Genomic DNA, 13,286 nt, shown 5'->3' on the forward strand with positions numbered 1-13,286 from the left:
GAGGCTAAACCATGGTAAAAGTGCTAGTTGTAGAGGACGAGACCAGCATCCGCGAGATGATCGCCCTGAACCTGCGCCGCACCGGCCTGGAAGTGCTGGAGGCCGGCAGCGCCGAGGAAGGCCTGACCCTGCTGGAACAGGCCCCCGACTGCAGCGCCGCCATTCTGGATGTGATGCTGCCGGGGATGAATGGCTTTTCCCTCTGTGAGACCATCCGCCGCACCAACCAGAAAATCGGCATCATCATCCTCAGCGCCAAGGGCCAGGAACAGGATAAAATCCGGGGCCTGTCCATCGGCGCCGACGACTATATGACCAAGCCCTTCTCGGTCAGCGAACTGCTGGCCCGCGTGGAGGCCCTCTGCCGCCGTGTGGGCCGCAGCAGCGGCGGGGAAAAGGGCAGCGCCCCCACCGCCATGGTCAGCGGGGAATTCATCCTGGACGAAAACCGCCGCCTTCTGCTGAAGGCCGGCAAGCCCATCGAGCTGACCCAGGTGGAGTTCCAGATTATGGAGCTGTTTTTCCGCAGCCCTGGCACCGCCCTCAGCCGGGAAAAGATCCTCAAGGGGGTCTGGGGTGAGAATTACTTCGGGGATGTGAAGATTGTGGACGTCAATATCCGCCGCCTGCGGATGAAAATCGAGGACGAGCCCTCCAGCCCCACCCACATCATGACGGTGTGGGGCTATGGCTACCGCTGGGAGGAGTGACGCAGCCTGCATGCTGAAGCGCCATAAACGGATTAAGCGCCCCGGGGGCCCCGGCACCGGCCTGCGCAGCGGCATCACCCGCCGCTGGGCCCGGGGCAGCCTGCTGGTCACCGTCCTGCTGGTGATGGTGATCGAGGGAATGTTCCTCTACAGCACCGTCCACGGCTACTACGATGGGGTGGAACAGAGTATGTACCGGAGGTTTTCCTCCATCAGCGGCCAGCTCAAGGTCTACAGCGGCGATACCTTCCAGCGGACCGCCGCCAGCCGCAGCCTGGCTCTGCGCCGGATGGTGGAACAGTTCTCCGACAAGGATAAATACGAATTCATGCTGCTGGACGGCCAGGGCAACGTCATCGCCAGCACCAGCGGCACCAGCGCCGCCGGCATCATCGTGAACGAGGACTTTGAGGAGGCCCAGACCGATCCCGATGGCTACGGCACCGCCGTTTACACCACCTCCACCGGGGAACTGGTCATGTCGGTGTGCTGCCTGGTGCCCTATGCCGCCGAGGAGATCGTGGCCATGCGCCTGGTCACCAGCCTGGCTTTGGTGCGGCGCCAGATTGACAATGCCTTCTGGCTCAGCATTCTGGTGTCGGCGGCGGCGGTGGGCTTCACCATCGCCTCGGGCCTGTATTTTGTCCGCAGTATTGTGGCGCCCCTGGGCCAGGTGGAGCGGGCCGCCGCGGATATCGCCCGGGGCGACCTGAGCGTCCGCCTGCCCGAGACCAACCCGCCCCGGGACGAGATGGACCGGCTGCGGGGCAGCATCAACCGGATGGCCCAAGGCCTGGCCGAGACCGAGAAGATGAAAAACGAGTTCATCTCCTCGGTGTCCCATGAGCTGCGCACCCCCTTGACCTCCATCCGGGGGTGGGTGGAAACCCTGGAAAGCCTGGACGACCCTGAGGACGACAACTACCGCAAGGGGCTGGAAATCATCCACAGCGAGACCGGCCGCCTGTACAACATGGTGGAGGAGCTGCTGGATTTCAGCCGGCTGCAAAATGGCGGCATCCATATGGAGTGCCGCCCGCTGGACCTGGTGGCCGAGCTCACCGACGCCCTGCTGTTCTGTGAGCCCCGGATGCTCCAGGAGGGGCTGGAGCTGAATTACACCGAGCCGGAGGAGATGATCCCCGTCTACGCAGACCCCGACCGGCTGCGTCAGGTGTTCATCAATATTCTGGACAACGCCATCAAATATTCGGCCCCCGGCGGACGGATCACCGTCAAGCTGTGGACGGGAGAGTATAAGGCCTTTATTGAGATCATCGACCAGGGCCGGGGCATTCCCCCCGAGGACCTGGGCAGCGTCAAGGCCAAGTTTGTGAAAGGACGCAACGCGGTGCGGGGCAGCGGCATCGGGCTGGCTCTGGTGAATTCCATCATGACCGCCCTGGACGGCACCCTGGACCTGCGCAGCACCCTGGGCCGCGGCACCGTCGTGACCCTGGGTCTGCCGCTGTATAAAATATAAGAGGCTCCGGCCCGGCGGGCCGGCTTCAGCCTAGAAACAGGAGTAACAAGACCAATGAACCATCAAACCAAAAAAGAATGCTTCAAGACCAGCGTGGGCGGCCAGGCATTGATGGAAGGCATCATGATGCGGGGCCCCAAGCTGATCTGCTGCGCCGTCCGCAAGCCGGACGGGGAGATCGACACCAAGATTGACCCGGTGCCCGCCCGCAAGACCTGGATGAAAATTCCCATCCTGCGGGGCGCCGTCTCCATGATTGAGAGCCTGGTGGTGGGCTACCGGTACATGATGTATTCCGCCCAGGTGAGTATGGGGGACGACTACGAGGAGGAAGAGGAAACCGCCTTTGAAAAGTGGGTGGGGGAGCATCTGGGCGAAAAGGCCGAGAAAATCCTCCTGACCGGCGCCGCCGTCGTGGGCGGCCTGGGCGCAATTCTGCTCTTTACCGTCCTGCCCACCCTGGTGGTGGCGGGCATCGGCCACTTTGTGGAGCTGGGCCGCTGGCCCCGGGTCATCATTGAGGGCGTCCTCAAGGTGGCCATCTTCCTGTCCTACATGGCCCTGATCTCCCGGATGAAGGAGATCGAGCGGGTGTTCCGCTATCACGGCGCCGAACACAAGACCATCGCCTGCTATGAGGCAGGGGACGAGCTGACGGTGGAGAACGTCCGCAAATACACCCGGTTTCATCCCCGCTGCGGCACCAGCTTTTTGATCCTGGTGGTGATTGTCAGCGTGTTCCTGTACAGCGTCCTGCCCTGGAGCAATGCCGGCCTGCGTGTGGTGCTGAAACTGCTTCTGCTGCCCCTGGTCATGGGCATCAGCTATGAGCTGCTGAAATGGTGCGGCCGGTCGGACAGCCTGCTGAGCCATCTGGTGCGCCAGCCGGGCCTGTGGGTCCAGCGGCTCACCGTCTTTGAGCCGGACGACTCCATGATCGAGGTGGCCATCGAGGCGGTCAAGCCGGTGCTGCCCGAAAAGCCCGAGGAGGGCCGCTGGTGACCGCCGGCATGACCCCGCGCCAGGCCCTGGCTGAGGTCCAGGCGCGGCTGGAGGCCGCCGGATGCCCCGACGCCGACTTTGACGCCCGGGAACTGTTCCGGCTGGCGGCAGGGCGGGACCCCCGCCTCTCGGACCGCCCCCTCAGCCCCGAGGAGACCGACCGCCTGGAAAAGGTCACCGCCCGGCGGGCCGCCCGGGAACCCTTGCAGTACATCTGCGGCCGATGGCCCTTTTTGAACTTTGAACTGGCGGTGGGGCCGGGGGTTCTCTGTCCCCGGGCTGATACCGAAGTGGTGGCCGAAGCGGCGGTCCAGATGCTGGACGGCGTGGCCCGGCCCAAAGTGCTGGACCTCTGCGCCGGCACCGGCTGTCTGGGGCTGGGGGTAAAGGCCCTTCGCCCCGACGCCCAGGTCACCTGCCTGGAAAAGAGTCCCGAGGCCCTGCATTATCTCCGGCAGAATGCCCGCTGTGCCCTGGCGGGGCCGGATGCCGCCCCCGGCGGCATGGAGGACCTGCTGGAGCCGGACGCCTTCGCGGAGGAGGCTCTGTATGCCTCTCTGGGCTTCAGCAGCCCAACGCCGGCGGCGGTCCAGGTGGAGGAAGGAGACCTGTTCACCTACTGGGAGACCCTGCCCCAGGGAGAGCTGGACCTGATCGTCTCCAATCCGCCCTACCTCACCGCCGATGAGATGGCTGCCCTCCAGCCCGAAACCGCCCGGGAGCCCGCCATGGCTCTGGCCGCAGGGGAGGATGGACTGGACTTCTACCGGGCTTTGGCGGACCATTACCGGGCAGCTTTGCGCCCCGGCGGGGCGCTGGTGCTGGAAATTGGCTGGCAGCAGCGCCAGGCTGTGTCCGACCTGCTGGCCCAGGCGGGCTGGCATGACATCGCCTGCCGCCAGGACTACAACTGCAACGACCGCTGTATCACAGCCCGGGCCTGACGGAACCGTTTTTCTGGAAGAAATTCACAACTTACTGTTGTAATTCTCCTGATTTGTGGTATACTATAGGAGAACACAATTCTTATTGAAAAACCAGTAAAGGAGCATCAGGGTATGGCAAAAAATCAGAATACCGCAGTGGCTTCGGCCGTCAAGAAAACAGAGCCCGACGCAAAGAAAGAGGCGTTGACCACAGCGCTTGCCCAGATTGAAAAACAGTTTGGCAAGGGCGCCATCATGAAGCTGGGCGACAGCGCCGCCCTGCAGGTGGAGGCCATCTCCACCGGCAGCCTGGGCCTGGACCTGGCTCTGGGCGTGGGCGGCGTGCCCCGCGGCCGTATCATTGAGATTTACGGACCCGAATCCAGCGGCAAGACCACGCTGGCCCTCCACATTCTGGCCGAGGCCCAGAAGAAGGGCGGCGAGGTGGCCTTCATCGACGTAGAGCACGCCCTGGACCCCAACTATGCGGCGGCCCTGGGTGTGGACATCAACAGCCTTCTGGTCAGCCAGCCCGACACCGGCGAGCAGGCCATGGAGATCTGTGAGGCCCTGGTCCGGTCGGGCGCCATTGACGCCGTCATCATCGACTCGGTGGCCGCCATGGTTCCCCGGGCCGAAATCGAGGGCGAGATGGGCGACAGCCACGTGGGCCTGCAGGCCCGCCTCATGAGCCAGGCCATGCGCAAGCTGACCTCGGTCATCGGCAAGACCAACACCGTCTGCGTCTTTATCAACCAGCTGCGTGAGAAGGTGGGCGTCATGTACGGCAACCCCGAGGTCACCACCGGCGGCCGGGCACTGAAGTACTACGCCTCGGTCCGCATCGACGTGCGCCGCGTGGAGGGCCTGAAGGATTCCTCCGGCCAGTTCATCGGCAACCACACCCGGGCCAAGGTGGTCAAGAACAAGGTGGCACCTCCCTTCCGTGAGGCCGAGTTTGATATCATGTTCGGCCAGGGCATCTCCAAGATGAGCGAGCTGGTGGACGTGGGCGTCAAACTGGGCATTGTCCAGAAGAGCGGCGCCTGGTTCAACTATGGGGATATCCGCCTGGGTCAGGGCCGCGACAACGCCAAGCAGTTCCTGGCCGATAACCCCGAGATTGCCAACGACATTGAGAGCCAGATCCGCGCCAATGCCGATAAGCTCTACTCCACCGGCCGCCGCGGCGCCCTGGCCAAGGGCAGCGCCGCCGTGGCCGCTCAGGAGGCCAAGACCGCCGCCGTCAAGGACGATAAGGACGCCGGCCCGGTGGTGAAGGCTCCGGCCCCCAGCAGCGAGAGCGAGCTGGACATCATGGTGGAGGACTAATCCATGGCCTGGCAGCGCAAAAAGCCCCAGGAATTGTCGGAAGATCCCAGCGAGGCCCGCACCCGGGCCCTGGCCATGCTGGCCGGGCGGGACTATGCCTCGGCGGAGCTGTACGAAAAACTCTGCGCCCGCTTCACCCCCGAGGCCGCTGCCGCAGCGGTGGCCGGACTGGTGGAGGCGGGCCTGCTGGATGACGCGCGGTACGCCGCCGTCAAGGCCGGCAGCCTGCAGCGGGCCCGGAAAAGCCGTCTGGCGGCCGCCATGGCCCTGCGAAACAAAGGCCTCACCGACAGCCAGATTGACGCCGCCCTGGAGGCCGCCTATGCCACCGATGATGAGGGCGGCGACCCCGAGCTGGAGGCCGCTCTGGCCCTGGTGAAGGGGACCTATCGGGCCAAGCTGGCCGCAGGCCGGCGGGACCTGGTGGCGGCAGCTTTGGCGCGGCGTGGATTTCCCCACCGGGTCATCCGGCAGGCGCTGGATTTTGACCCCGAAACATCGACCTGAAAGCAAACCAGACAAGAAAGACGAGCGACTTTTATGAAAATTGCCTGTGTATCCCTGGGCTGTCCCAAAAACCAGGTGGACCTGGATGGGATGGTCTACACCCTGCTGGCCGCAGGGCATGAGACGGTGGCGGACATCGCCGAAGCCGATATGGTGTTGGTCAATACCTGCGGCTTCATTGAGAGCGCCAAGACCGAGGCCATTGAGAATATTCTGGAGGCCTGCAGCTACAAGCAGCAGAACCCCAACCTGAAAGTGGTGGTGACCGGCTGCCTGGCCGAGCGCTACCGCAGCCAGATCCGCACCGAGATCCCCGAGGTGGACGCGGTGGTGGGCTGTGCTTCCAACCGGATCATCGATCAGATTGCGGCCCGGGTGGCGGGCGGCGAGCAGCTGGAGACCTACGGCCCTAAGCGGGACTTCCCCCTGGGCGGCAAGCGCGTCATCGGCACCCCGGCCCATTACGCCTACTTAAAGATTGCAGAGGGCTGCAACAACCGCTGCCACTATTGCGCCATCCCCCTGATTCGGGGCCCGCTCCAGAGCCGCGACATGGACGACTGCGTGGCCGAGGCCCAGTGGCTGGCCAGCGAGGGGGTCAAGGAGCTGATTGTGGTGGCCCAGGACCCCACCGCCTACGGCGAGGACTGGGGCAAGCCCGGCAGCATCTGCACCCTGTTGGACCGGCTCAACGCCATTGAGGGCATTGAGTGGATTCGCATTCTCTACGCCTATCCCGAGCGGATCACCGACGACTTCATCGCCGCCATGCAGCGGAACCAGAAGGTCCTGCCCTATCTGGACCTTCCCATCCAGCACTGCAACGACCAGATTCTCCACAATATGAACCGCCGCTCCACCCGGTCCGAGCTGCTGGACGTCATCGCCCGCCTGCGGGCGGCCATCCCCGGCATCGCCCTGCGGACCACCCTCATCGCCGGTTTCCCCGGCGAGACCGAGGAGCAGTTCGAGGAGCTGTGCGAGTTTGTCAAGGAGGTTCAGTTTGACCGCCTGGGCTGCTTTGCCTACTCCGCCGAGGAGAACACCAAAGCTGCCTCCATGGAGGGCCAGCTGGACGAGGAGACCAAGACCCGCCGCGCCGAGATTGTGATGGACATTCAGACCGGCATCATGGCCCGCAAGCAGGCCGAAAAGGTGGGCCAGACCCTGCGGGTGATCTGTGACGGCCTGGACGACGAGAGCGGCCTGTATCTCTGCCGCACCGCCGCCGACGCCCCCGAGATCGACGGCGCCGTCTGCGTCGCCAGCGAGGAACCCCTGTATCCCGGCGAATTCTACGACATCCGGGTGGAGGAGAGCGATCTCTACGACCTGTATGGCCGGGTGGCTGAGGATACTACCGACGGGAATGCGTAAAAGCAGAATGCCGCTGCGTAAAATGGAACGGCGGTTTGGATGCAATACAAAGCGTCATAAACGAAAATAATAAGACGTTTTGGAGTATAAGAGGAGGAATCTTCGATGAACTTGCCCAATAAACTGACCCTGGCCCGCATCCTTCTGGTGCCGGTGTTCATGGTGTTTGCTTCCCTGACCCAGTACGGGGCGGCGGGCTATCAGCCCATGTGGTACCTGGCCGCCGGCGTGGTCTTTGCCCTGGCCAGCTTCACCGACTATCTGGACGGCCATCTGGCCCGCAAGTGGGGGATGATTACCGATTTCGGCAAGTTTGCCGACCCTCTGGCGGATAAGCTGCTGACCACCGTGGCCTTCCTGTATATGATGCGGGACGGCGTCTGTTCGCCGGTGGTGCTGTCCATCATTCTGGCCCGTGAGTTTGCCGTGTCCGGTCTGCGGATGGTGGCTGCCGGCGCCAAGGACGGCAAGGTGATCGCCGCCAACATGTGGGGCAAGGTGAAAACGGTGCTCCAGATGCTCAGCATCATCTTCTATTACTTCGCCGCCGCTCTGGCCGGCCCCACCAACGAAGGGGTCGTGATGATGGTGAGCGTGGCGCTGTGCTGGCTGGTGGCTGCCGTCACCGCCATTTCGGGCATCAAGTACCTGGTGGATAACCGCCACTTCATCAACACCGCAAAGTAATTGTTTCCGCGCCGTTCTCTGCCGTCCTCCGGGCCGGCGGGGCGGCGCGGTGTCACACATCAAAATCTGCGCACAGGGCGGGCTGAAAAGGCCCGCTCTTGGCGCATCTGGAGACACACGCCCGGGGACCTGGCTTCGGGGTGAGGCGGGACCGGTCCGGTATGTCCCAGAGGTTAGGAGGGAACTGTATGCACACGAGCCGCCTGCAAAAACTGCTGTCCATTCTGGCGAACCTGTCCATCGTCTGGATGGAGCTGAAGGCCATCCCCTTGAGCTGGAGCGGCGTACATGAGGAAATGTTTCTGTTTTATACCGAGCTGTCCAACCTGTTCGCCATGGGGGGCTGCCTGGTGACGGCGGTCTGCCAGATGGGATGTCTGGTCACCGGCCGGGAACTGCCCCTGTGGGTCCGCACCCTCAAGTACGTTGCCACCAGCTGCCTGATGATGACGTTCCTGACGGTGGTGTTTGTGCTGGCCCCCATCTACGGCCCCGACGGACATTACGTCCTGCTGCTGACCAGCTCGATGCTGTACAACCACTTCCTCAACCCGGTGGCGGCATTCCTCTCCTTTGTGCTGCTGGAGCGCAGCAGCCCCATGCCCCGCCAGACCGTCCGCCGCGCCATGATTCCCACCCTGCTGTATGGCAGTGTGGCTCTGGCGGCCAACGTTGCCAAGCTGTATAAAGGGCCGTACCCGTTCCTCTATGTTTATGACCAGCCCCTCTGGGCATCCTGTGTGTGGGCGGTGGTGATTCTGGGAGAAAATTACCTGATTGCCCTGATGGTCTGGAAGCTGGCCGGCGGCCGCCGCCCGGCTTGACGGGGCCTGTGCTTTTGGGTACAATAAAAGAACAGAACGAACGCCCGCCCAGGGCAGCAAGAAAAGACGGAGGTTGCGAGCAATGGCACGGAAAATTGGTATTTTGGGTGCAGGCACCTGGGGAATCGCGCTGGCGCGGATGCTGTCGGTGAGCGGCAGCGATGTGCTGGTCTGGTCCGCTATTCCGAAGGAGATCGACGACCTCGCCCAGACGAGGGTTCACCCCAACCTGCCGGGGATGGTTCTGCCCCAGTCGCTCCGCTTCACCAAGGATCTGGAGGAAGTGTGCAGCGGCCAGGATATTCTGGTCTTTGCGGTTCCCTCGGTGTTTGTCCGCTCCACGGCGGCCAAGGCCCGGCCCTTCATCCGGTATGGCCAGCTGATTGTGGATGTGGCCAAGGGCATCGAGCCCGAGACCCTGTTCACCATGACCGAGGTTCTGGCCGATGAGCTGGCCAAAGAGGACGGCCCCCGCGGTTTCCGGCTGGTGGCCCTGTCCGGCCCCACCCACGCCGAAGAAGTGGCGCTGGATCTGCCCACCACCATTGTTTCGGCCTCGGCCGACACCGAGGCGGCCTCCATTGTGCAGGACGCCTTCACCAACAAGTGCATGCGGGTGTACACCAACCCCGATATCAAGGGCGTGGAGCTGTGCGGCGCCCTCAAGAACGTCATCGCGCTGGGCGTGGGCATTTCCACCGGCCTGGGCTATGGCGATAATACCCGCGCTGCCCTCATCACCCGCGGCATCACCGAGATTGCCCGTCTGGGCACCGCCATGGGCTGCAATATCCACACCTTTGCGGGCCTGGCCGGCATCGGCGACCTGATCGTCACCGCCACCAGCCAGCACAGCCGGAACAACCGGGCCGGCCAGCTGATTGGCCAGGGCCGCACCCCCGAGCAGGCGGTCAAGGAAGTGGGCATGGTGGTGGAAGGCATGAATGCCCTGCCGGCTGCCATCGAGCTGAGCGAGCGCTACCAGGTGGATATGCCCATCGTCCGGGCCGTGAACGCCGTGGTGAACCAGGGGATGAACCCCGCCGACGCCGTCAACGCCCTGATGACCCGGGATCCCAAGGGCGAACTGACCTTCTGAGAAGATTCGGCATCATGCAAGCGGCACTGTCCTGCGGGATGGTGCCGCTTTTGGTTTGGAGCCCTTGACAAAAACACCACTTGTGTGGTAGGTTGAACCCACAGGCCCCAGAGCGGGCGGCGATGGCCGCCCTTTCTGCCGACCGGAAACACAGCGGAGGAAACCCTTATGAATGAGATTTTCAGCCGGGCCAGCGTCCGGCAGTTTGAGCCCCGTCCGGTGGAACAGGAGAAGGTGGAACAGCTTCTGCGGGCCGCTATGGCGGCCCCCTCGGCCCGAAACCAGCAGCCCTGGGAATTTTACGCCGTCACCAACCGGGAGACCCTGGATGCCCTGGCCGCATGCAGCCTCTATGCCCTGAGCCTGAAAGGCGCGCCGCTGGGGATTGTGATTTGCTGCCGCCGCAACTGCAGCCGGCCCGAATACGCCCAGATCGACTGTTCCGCCGCCGCAGAAAACATTCTGCTGGAGGCGGTGTCCCAGGGACTGGGCGCGGTGTGGCTGGGCATTGCCCCCATTGAGATGCGGATGGAAGCTACCGCCCAGGCCCTGAACCTGCCGGAGGACCTGTATGTCTTTGCCATCATCGCCTGCGGCTATCCCGCCGTGGAGCCGAAGCCCCAGGACCGCTATGACCCGGCCCGGGTCCACTGGCTGACCTGAGACTGTTTCAAAACACAAGCGCCCCCGCCCTGTGCCGGCCAAATCCGGAAACAACCGGATGCCAGCCCTAGGCGGGGGCGCTTTTTTGGGATGCCGCAAAGAGGAAAGAGGGAGAATGAAATCCAAAGGAGCCGTGCAGAGTCCGCCCCCAAGGATACCGGTTGGAACCCTGCCCGGCGGGAAAACCTGTGCCGCCCGGCGGGGCCTGGGCTCAATACAGTTGGGTGATGATCTGGACACAGCGGTCAATGCCCAGGGTGCCGCTGTTGAGGGTCAGGTCGTAGTTTGGGCGTGGCCCCACTTCATGTCGGTGTAGAACCGGTGATAGGCGGCCCGGCGCTTGTCCTTGTCCCGGATGCGCTGCTGGGGGGATTCCTCCCGCTCGCCGTACACCCGGACAATCCGGTCGGCCCGGAACGCCGGGTCGGCGTGGATGAACACCCGCAGACAGTCGGCGGTGTCCCGCAGGATGTAGTCGGCGCAGCGGCCCACAATCACGCAGGGGCCCTTCTGGGCCAGCTCGGTGATGATCTTGTACTGGATTTTCCAGAGGTAGTCGGCGTTGCTGTGGCCCTGGGGATGATGGGCGAAGGCAGAGGCCAGAAAGCCGCCGGTGGAGTCCTCTGCCGCGTCCTGGACGTAGCTCTCGTGGAAGCCGCTCTCGGCGGCGATTTTCTGGATCAGTTCCTGGTCGTAGCAGGGGATGCCCAGGGCTTCCGCCGTCTTTTTGCCGATGGTGCGGCCGCCGCTGCCAAATTCACGGCTGATGGTGATGACTCGGTTTTTCATGTTGCGATGTGCTCCTTTCATGGGATGGGGGACAGGCTCAGGCAGCGGCCTCGGCCTTTTTCAGCAGGCTGCGCTCGTACAGCAGCAGGCCCAGCGAGAGAAGGAAGGCCAGACCGTCCGCCACGGGGCCGGTCCACAGAACGCCTGTGACGCCCAGAAACCGGGGAAGGATCAGGGCCGCAGGGACAAAGAAGATGATCTGACGGGCCAGGGACAGGATGGCCGACTTGATGGGTTTGCCCACCGCCTGGAGGTAGACCGCCACCACCGTCTGGAAGCCGGTCAGGGGGCACAGCAGCAGGAAGATGCGGAAGGCCATGACGGCGAACTCGTTGTACAGCCCTTCCTCCGAGCCAAACAGGGAGACGATGGTCATGGGGGTGAACTGGAAGATCAGGAAGGCGACAATGGAGACGATCTCGGACAGGACAAAGGCGATGTCCAGGGCCTTTTTGACCCGGGTGTAGTTTTTGACGCCGTAGGAGGCCAGCAGGTTGTTGGTCAGGGCCATGACGATGGTGATGGCGAACTGGGTGATAAAGCCGCTGACGCCGAAGCTGAGGATGCTGCCGCAGGTGCGGCTCTTCAGCCGGAACGAGGAAGCCTGGAACCGCAGGGACTTGAACCGGGGCAGATAGGCCACCGACACAATAAAGGAGGCTACCTGGCCCATGACGGTGGCGATGGCCGCGCCCTGGACCCCCATGTGGAAGACAAAGATAAAGACCGGGTCAAAGATGGTGTTGATGATGGCGCCCAGAGCCATCGAGAACATGGCGTATTTGGGGCTGCCGTCGGCGCGGATCATGGAGTTGAGGGCGCCGGGAATCATCATGAAGGGCAGGCCCGCGCCGATGATCCAGCCTTATTGGAGGGCGTAGGGCCGCAGCACGTCGGTGGCGCCGAACAGGTTCAGAATGGGGTTGATGAACACCAGAAAGACCGCGGCCAGGATGATGCTGACCGCCGTCACCAGGACGATGGCGTTGCCCACGCCCTTGCGGGCGTTTTCAAGGTCGCCTTCGCCCAGTTTCAGGCTCAGATAGGCGGCGCCGCCGTCGCCGATCATCAGGGACAGGGACAGGGCCACAATGGTGATGGGGAACACCACGTTGGTGGCGCCGTTGCCCAGATAGCCCACGCCCCAGCCGATGAAAATCTGGTCCACAATGTTGTACAGGGAGTTCACCAGCAGCGAGATGACGCAGGGGATGGCGAACTTGGCGATCAGCCGGCCAATGGGTTCGGTGGCGAAGGAGCTTTGATTTTGGGGTGTCGTTTGTTCCATTTCTCATACTCTCCTTTGACTATATAAGTAACTGGTTACCTATTAGGGCAAAAAGGAGGCAGTGTGCAGGGAAGATTCCACCGCACACCGCCCGGGAAGGCGTCTGGGGTTATTCGGCGTCGATGTTCTGGAGAATCCGGTCTGCCAGGGCGTTGAAGGCCGCCTTTTCGCTGTCGGTCAGGTCCCGGCACAGCTCGGCAAAGACTTCCGCGTCCTGCTCCAGAATCATCTTGTGGATGCCAGCGGACTGGTCGGTACAGGTGATTTTCTTGTACCGGCGGTCCTGGGCGCTGGGGGTGCAGGAGATCAGGCCCTTGCTCTCCAGGCGCTGGAGCATTTTGGTCATGGCCGGGTGGGTGACGTGTTCCAGCCGTTCCAGATCGTTCTGGTGGATTTCGGCCGCACCGGCGGCCTCCAGCCGGCTGATGGAACCCAGCACCCGCAGCTGAACCGAGGTCAGCCCCATGGCGGCGGCTTTTTCGTCCAGCTTCTTGCGGAAAGCCCGGTTGATGATGGCAATTTTCAGACCAAAAGGCATCATAGTCCGTTTTGTCCCACCTCTCGTAAATAGGTAACCAATTACATATTATAAACCCTTT

15 protein-coding genes are annotated in these 13,286 nt (G+C 63.1%); 11 read left to right on the plus strand and 4 right to left on the minus strand.

The annotated features are described in order from the left end of the window. Positions 1-11: 11 nt before the first annotated feature. From B5F27_RS00480 to B5F27_RS00530, 11 genes are all read left to right on the plus strand, one after another. Positions 12-710 (plus strand): response regulator transcription factor, encoded by a 699-nt coding sequence (locus B5F27_RS00480; protein WP_087246342.1) that lies wholly within the window; start codon positions 12-14, stop codon positions 708-710. A 61-nt stretch (positions 711-771) separates the two neighbouring features. Further along, the gene (locus B5F27_RS00485; RefSeq protein WP_087363974.1) at positions 772-2,193 is read left to right on the plus strand and encodes a HAMP domain-containing sensor histidine kinase; all 1,422 of its coding nucleotides are present in this window, start codon (positions 772-774) and stop codon (positions 2,191-2,193) included. Positions 2,194-2,247: 54 nt separating this feature from the next. After that, on the plus strand, positions 2,248-3,195 hold the full coding sequence (locus B5F27_RS00490; RefSeq protein WP_087363795.1) for a DUF1385 domain-containing protein: 948 nt from the start codon (positions 2,248-2,250) through the stop codon (positions 3,193-3,195). After that, positions 3,189-4,139, plus strand: a complete 951-nt coding sequence (locus B5F27_RS00495; protein WP_087363797.1) for a HemK/PrmC family methyltransferase — start codon at positions 3,189-3,191, stop codon at positions 4,137-4,139. Before B5F27_RS00490 ends, B5F27_RS00495 begins: the two co-directional genes overlap by 7 nt. 114 nt (positions 4,140-4,253) lie before the next feature. Next, positions 4,254-5,453, plus strand: coding sequence for a recombinase RecA (gene recA / locus B5F27_RS00500; RefSeq protein WP_087363800.1), 1,200 nt, complete (start codon positions 4,254-4,256; stop codon positions 5,451-5,453). Positions 5,454-5,456: 3 nt separating this feature from the next. After that, positions 5,457-5,960, plus strand: a complete 504-nt coding sequence (locus B5F27_RS00505) for a regulatory protein RecX (RefSeq protein WP_087363802.1) — start codon at positions 5,457-5,459, stop codon at positions 5,958-5,960. Between the two features lie 33 nt (positions 5,961-5,993). Next, a complete protein-coding gene (gene rimO / locus B5F27_RS00510; protein WP_087363805.1) occupies positions 5,994-7,337 on the plus strand; it encodes a 30S ribosomal protein S12 methylthiotransferase RimO in 1,344 nt (447 codons plus the stop codon). Positions 7,338-7,442: 105 nt separating this feature from the next. After that, positions 7,443-8,024 (plus strand): CDP-diacylglycerol--glycerol-3-phosphate 3-phosphatidyltransferase, encoded by a 582-nt coding sequence (gene pgsA / locus B5F27_RS00515; RefSeq protein WP_087246348.1) that lies wholly within the window; start codon positions 7,443-7,445, stop codon positions 8,022-8,024. 188 nt (positions 8,025-8,212) lie between these two features. Then, on the plus strand, positions 8,213-8,848 hold the full coding sequence (locus tag B5F27_RS00520) for a hypothetical protein (RefSeq protein ID WP_087363809.1): 636 nt from the start codon (positions 8,213-8,215) through the stop codon (positions 8,846-8,848). Positions 8,849-8,930: 82 nt separating this feature from the next. Then, positions 8,931-9,947 carry an NAD(P)H-dependent glycerol-3-phosphate dehydrogenase gene (locus B5F27_RS00525; protein WP_087363814.1) on the plus strand — a complete coding sequence of 339 codons (1,017 nt, stop codon included), beginning with the start codon at positions 8,931-8,933 and terminating at the stop codon, positions 9,945-9,947. Between the two features lie 168 nt (positions 9,948-10,115). After that, positions 10,116-10,610 carry a nitroreductase family protein gene (locus B5F27_RS00530; RefSeq protein ID WP_087246351.1) on the plus strand — a complete coding sequence of 165 codons (495 nt, stop codon included), beginning with the start codon at positions 10,116-10,118 and terminating at the stop codon, positions 10,608-10,610. Between the two features lie 273 nt (positions 10,611-10,883). Here the strand turns inward: B5F27_RS00530 and B5F27_RS00535 are convergent, their stop codons facing one another. The 4 genes from B5F27_RS00535 to B5F27_RS00545 all read right to left on the minus strand — a co-directional run bounded on the left by B5F27_RS00535 (position 10,884) and on the right by B5F27_RS00545 (position 13,228). Continuing rightward, the gene (locus tag B5F27_RS00535; protein ID WP_343214617.1) at positions 10,884-11,399 is read right to left on the minus strand and encodes a cytidylate kinase-like family protein; all 516 of its coding nucleotides are present in this window, start codon (positions 11,397-11,399) and stop codon (positions 10,884-10,886) included. Between the two features lie 37 nt (positions 11,400-11,436). After that, positions 11,437-12,258, minus strand: a complete 822-nt coding sequence (locus tag B5F27_RS17085) for a polysaccharide biosynthesis C-terminal domain-containing protein (protein ID WP_343214619.1) — start codon at positions 12,256-12,258, stop codon at positions 11,437-11,439. Positions 12,259-12,264: 6 nt separating this feature from the next. Further along, positions 12,265-12,687: an MATE family efflux transporter gene (locus B5F27_RS17090; RefSeq protein WP_242962008.1), complete on the minus strand. Its 423-nt coding sequence runs from the start codon at positions 12,685-12,687 to the stop codon at positions 12,265-12,267. Positions 12,688-12,796: 109 nt separating this feature from the next. Then, positions 12,797-13,228 (minus strand): MarR family transcriptional regulator, encoded by a 432-nt coding sequence (locus B5F27_RS00545; RefSeq protein ID WP_087246354.1) that lies wholly within the window; start codon positions 13,226-13,228, stop codon positions 12,797-12,799. Positions 13,229-13,286: the final 58 nt, after the last annotated feature.

The organism is Faecalibacterium sp. An192, assembly GCF_002160175.1.
In the GTDB taxonomy this organism is placed as follows: Bacteria; Bacillota; Clostridia; order Oscillospirales; family Ruminococcaceae; genus Faecalibacterium.

What these genes read in the sequence shown, in the direction of transcription:
- B5F27_RS00480 (WP_087246342.1), top strand. Translation starts at nt 12, where the DNA reads ATGGTAAAAGTGCTAGTTGTAGAGGACGAGACCAGCATCCGCGAGATG.
- B5F27_RS00490 (WP_087363795.1), top strand. Translation starts at nt 2,248, where the DNA reads ATGAACCATCAAACCAAAAAAGAATGCTTCAAGACCAGCGTGGGCGGC.
- recA (WP_087363800.1), top strand. Translation starts at nt 4,254, where the DNA reads ATGGCAAAAAATCAGAATACCGCAGTGGCTTCGGCCGTCAAGAAAACA.
- B5F27_RS00505 (WP_087363802.1), top strand. Translation starts at nt 5,457, where the DNA reads ATGGCCTGGCAGCGCAAAAAGCCCCAGGAATTGTCGGAAGATCCCAGC.
- rimO (WP_087363805.1), top strand. Translation starts at nt 5,994, where the DNA reads ATGAAAATTGCCTGTGTATCCCTGGGCTGTCCCAAAAACCAGGTGGAC.
- pgsA (WP_087246348.1), top strand. Translation starts at nt 7,443, where the DNA reads ATGAACTTGCCCAATAAACTGACCCTGGCCCGCATCCTTCTGGTGCCG.
- B5F27_RS00520 (WP_087363809.1), top strand. Translation starts at nt 8,213, where the DNA reads ATGCACACGAGCCGCCTGCAAAAACTGCTGTCCATTCTGGCGAACCTG.
- B5F27_RS00525 (WP_087363814.1), top strand. Translation starts at nt 8,931, where the DNA reads ATGGCACGGAAAATTGGTATTTTGGGTGCAGGCACCTGGGGAATCGCG.
- B5F27_RS00530 (WP_087246351.1), top strand. Translation starts at nt 10,116, where the DNA reads ATGAATGAGATTTTCAGCCGGGCCAGCGTCCGGCAGTTTGAGCCCCGT.
- B5F27_RS00535 (WP_343214617.1), bottom strand. Translation starts at nt 11,399, where the DNA reads ATGAAAAACCGAGTCATCACCATCAGCCGTGAATTTGGCAGCGGCGGC.
- B5F27_RS17090 (WP_242962008.1), bottom strand. Translation starts at nt 12,687, where the DNA reads ATGGAACAAACGACACCCCAAAATCAAAGCTCCTTCGCCACCGAACCC.
- B5F27_RS00545 (WP_087246354.1), bottom strand. Translation starts at nt 13,228, where the DNA reads ATGATGCCTTTTGGTCTGAAAATTGCCATCATCAACCGGGCTTTCCGC.